The following is a 4,087-nucleotide window of genomic DNA, read 5'->3' on the forward strand; positions in this document are numbered from 1 at the left end:
GCACGGCGTCGGCCTGGCCGATGACCTTCACGAAGTCCTCGAAGCAGTCGCGCGTGCGGGTGTAGCGGTGCGGCTGGAAGGCCAGCACCAGGCGCCGCCCCGGGAAGGCGCCGCGCGCGGCAGCGATGGTCGCGGCCATCTCCACCGGGTGGTGGCCGTAGTCGTCGACGATGGTGGCGTGGCCGCCGTCGGCCAGGCGTGCCTCGCCATAGCGCTGGAAGCGCCGGCCCACGCCCTTGAAGCTGGCCAGCGCCTGCAGCACGGCCGCGTCGGGCACGCCCAGCTCGACCGCGATGCCGATGGCGGCGAGCGCGTTGAGCACGTTGTGCTGGCCCGGCAGGTTGAGCACCACGTCGAGATCGGGCAGGGCCACGCCGTTGCGGCGCTGCACGGTGAAGTGCATCTGGCCACCGACCGCGCGCACGTTCAGCGCGCGCACCTGGGCATCCTCGCTCAGGCCGTAGCTGGTGATGGGGCGTGCGATCTGCGGCAGGATCTCGCGGATCGCGGCGTCGTCCACGCAGACCACGGCCGCGCCGTAGAACGGCATCTTGTGCAGGAAGTCCACGAAGGCAGCCTTGAGGCGGCCGAAGTCGTGGCCGTAGGTGTCCATGTGGTCGGCGTCGATGTTGGTGACGACCGAGATCACCGGCAGCAGGTTGAGGAAGGAGGCGTCGGACTCGTCGGCCTCGACCACGATGTACTCGCCGCTGCCCAGGGCCGCGTTGGCGCCGGCGCTGTTCAGGCGCCCGCCGATCACGAAGGTCGGGTCCAGGCCGGCCTCGGCCAGCACGCTGGCCACCAGGCTGGTGGTGGTGGTCTTGCCGTGCGTGCCGGCGATGGCCACGCCCTTCTTCATGCGCATCAGCTCGGCCAGCATCACCGCACGCGGCACCACCGGCACCAGCCTGGCGTGCGCGGCCACCACTTCGGGGTTGTCGGCCTTCACGGCGGTGGAGGTGACGATGGCGTCGGCGCCCTCGATGTGCCTGGCCTCGTGGCCGATGCAGACCTTCGCGCCCAGGGACTCGAGTCGGCGCGTCGTCGCACTCTCGCCCAGGTCGCTGCCGGAGACGGTGTAGCCCTGGTTGAGCAGCACCTCGGCGATGCCGCTCATGCCCGCGCCGCCGATGCCGACGAAGTGGATGTGACGGATGGCGTGCTTCATTCGGTTCTGACTTTCGCGAGTTCGAGGCAGGCGCCGACCACGGCCTCGGTGGCGCCGGTCTTGGCCACGGCGCGCGCCTTTTCGGCCATGGCCTGCAGCTGGGCGCGGTCCAGGCCCTGCAGCAGCAGGGCGAGCTTGTCGGGCGTGAGGCCGGCCTGCGCCTCCAGCCAGGCCGCGCCCGCGTCGACCAGGAAACGCGCGTTGTGCGTCTGGTGGTCGTCCACCGCGGCCGGAAACGGCACCAGCAGCGAGGCCGCGCCCACGGCGGCCAGTTCGGTCACCGTGCTGGCGCCGGCGCGGCCGATCACCAGGTCGGCCTCGGCGTAGGCGCTGGCGGTGTCCTCGATGAAGGGGGTGAGGTCGGCCGCCGCGCCGGCGCTGGCGTAGTTGGCGCGCAGCTCGTCGATCTGCTTCTCGCCGCTCTGGTGCAGCACCACCGGGCGCTGGGCCGCGGGGATCAGGGCCAGCGCCTGCGGCACGACACGGTTGAGCGCCTGCGCGCCCAGGCTGCCGCCCACCACCAGCAGGCGCAACGGGCCCGTGCGGCCCGCGAAGCGCTCGGCCGGCGCGGGCTGGTTCAGAAAGGCCGCGCGCATCGGGTTGCCCACCCACTCGGCCTTGGACAGCGCGTTCGGGAAGGCGCAGAAGCGGCGGTCGGCCACTTCGGCCAGCACCTTGTTCGCCAGACCCGCGATGGAGTTCTGTTCGTGCAGCACCAGGGGCTTGCCCAGCAGCACGCCCATCATCCCGCCCGGGAAGGTGATGTAGCCGCCCAGGCCCACCAGCACGTCGGGCTTCACGCGGCGCACCACCTGCAGGCTCTGCCAGAAGGCGCGCAGCAGGTTCAGCGGCAGCAGCAGCTTCGTGACCAGGCCCTTGCCGCGCAGGCCGCCGAATTCGACGGTCTCGAGCGCGAAGCCGCGCGGCGGCACCAACCGGCTTTCCATGCTGCCCGGCGCGCCCAGCCAGTGCACGCGCCAGCCGCGCGCGCGCAGCGCCTCGGCCACCGCGAGCCCGGGGAAGATATGGCCGCCGGTGCCGCCAGCCATGATCAGGGCGCAGGGCGGGCGTGTGCTCACGTGCGGCCCCCCTTCATCATCTGGCGGTTCTCGAAATCCACCCGCAGCACGACCGCCAGCGCGACCAGGTTGAGCAGGATGGCCGAGCCGCCGTAGCTCATGAAGGGCAGCGTCAGACCCTTGGTGGGCAGCGCGCCCAGGTTCACGCCGATGTTGATGAAGGCCTGGAAGCCGAACCACAGGCCCACGCCCTGCGCCACCAGGCCGGAGAAGACCTGGTCGAGCGCGATGGCCTGGCGGCCAATGTGCATGATGCGCCGCGTGAGCCACAGGAACAGGGCGATCAGTGTGAGCACGCCCAGCAGGCCGAACTCCTCGCCGATGACGGCGAGCAGGAAGTCGGTGTGCGCCTCGGGCAGCCAGTTGAGCTTTTCCACGCTGCCGCCCAGGCCCACGCCGAAGATCTGACCGCGACCGAAGGCGATCAGCGCATGCGAGAGCTGGTAGCCCTTGCCCAGGGCGTGCTCGGCGCTCCAGGGATCGAGGTAGGCGAAGATGCGCTCGCGGCGCCACTCGCTGGCCATGATCATCAGCGCGAAAGCGCCCACCACCACCAGGGCGATGAGGAAGAACATGCGCGCGTTGACGCCGCCCAGGAACAGGATGCCCATGGCGATGACCACGATCACCATGAAGGCGCCCATGTCGGGTTGGGCCAGCAGCAGCACGCCCACCACGCCCAGGGCCACGGCCATGGGCAGCACGGCCTGCCAGAAATTCTGCTTGATCTCCATCTTGCGGACCATGTAGCTGGCGGCATAGAGCAACACCGCGAGCTTGCCCAGCTCGGAGGGCTGGAAGTTCATCACGCCCAACGAGATCCAGCGGTGCGCGCCGTTGACGCCCTTGCCCACCACCAGCACCACCACCATGAGCAGCAACGCGAGGCCGAACAGCCAGGGCGCGAGTTGCTCCCAGCGCTGCATGGGCACCTGAAAGGCCAGCAGCGCGGCGACGAAGGCGATCGCCATCGACAGGCCATGGCGCAGCACGAAGTGCGTGTGCGCGTAGTTTTCGAAGCGCGGGTTGTCGGGCAGCGCGATGGAGGCCGAATAGACCATCACCAGGCCCCAGGCCATCAGCGAGAACACCACCCACAGCAGCGGCTGGTCGAAGCCGGTGACCCCCACCGGCGCGCCGCGCTGCCGACCGTAGCTGCGGCTGGACAGGCGCACCGGGATGCCATCGCCGCCCGCGCCCACCAGCGCGCCGGCGGCCCAGGACGGCAGCCAGCCGCGCAGCCGCTCGCGCAGGCCGGCCCCGAGGCGGGCCATCCGGCCGGGCCCCGGGGCGGCAGTGGCCTTGCGCCGGCTCACAGGCCGCCCTCCAGGCTCATGCCGCGCGCCTCGGCGAGCTCGCGCACGGCGGCGACGAACACCTCGCCGCGGTGCACGTAGTTGCGGAACTGGTCCAGGCTGGCGCAGGCCGGCGACATCAACACGGCATCGCCAGGGCGCGCGAGCTCGGCGGCCAGGGGCACGGCGGCCGCGAGTTCGCCCGCGTCGTGCAGGGGCACGCCGGCACCGCGCAGCGCCTCCTCCACGGCAGCGCGCACCCGCGGCGCGTCGCGGCCAATCAGGACGACGGCACGCGCATGGCGCGCCAGCGGCCCGGCCAACGGGAGGAAATCCTGGCCCTTGCCGTCGCCGCCCAGGATCACCACCAGCCGGCGCTCGGCGCCCAGGCCATTGACGGCCGCCAGTGTGGCGCCCACGTTGGTGCCCTTGCTGTCGTCGAAGTACTCGACCTCGTCCACGATGGCCACGGGCTCCATGCGGTGCGGCTCGCCGCGGTACTCGCGCAGGCCGTGCAGCATGGGCGCCAGCGGCGCGCCGGTGGA

At 71.5% G+C, this 4,087-nt stretch carries 4 protein-coding genes; all 4 read right to left on the reverse strand.

Going from position 1 to position 4,087, the window contains the following annotated elements; all coding sequences use genetic code 11:
• The coding region (gene murC, locus BGO22_RS01390; RefSeq protein ID WP_286848450.1) for a UDP-N-acetylmuramate--L-alanine ligase at positions 1 to 1,168 on the reverse strand (1,168 nt) is incomplete at its 3' end.
• Complete coding sequence (gene murG, locus BGO22_RS01395) at positions 1,165 to 2,217, reverse strand: undecaprenyldiphospho-muramoylpentapeptide beta-N-acetylglucosaminyltransferase (RefSeq protein WP_070397746.1); 1,053 nt, start codon at positions 2,215 to 2,217, stop codon at positions 1,165 to 1,167. The genes murG and murC, both read right to left, overlap by 4 nt.
• Positions 2,218 to 2,243: 26 nt before the next feature.
• Positions 2,244 to 3,521 (reverse strand): putative lipid II flippase FtsW, encoded by a 1,278-nt coding sequence (ftsW, locus tag BGO22_RS01400; RefSeq protein ID WP_070397242.1) that lies wholly within the window; start codon positions 3,519 to 3,521, stop codon positions 2,244 to 2,246.
• A 38-nt stretch (positions 3,522 to 3,559) separates the two neighbouring features.
• Positions 3,560 to 4,087 (reverse strand): glutamate ligase domain-containing protein (locus BGO22_RS01405; protein ID WP_286848452.1); only part of this gene is annotated, 528 nt, incomplete at its 5' end.

It is taken from the genome of Hydrogenophaga sp. 70-12 (assembly GCF_001897365.1).
In the GTDB taxonomy this organism is placed as follows: domain Bacteria; phylum Pseudomonadota; class Gammaproteobacteria; order Burkholderiales; family Burkholderiaceae_C; genus Hydrogenophaga; species Hydrogenophaga borbori.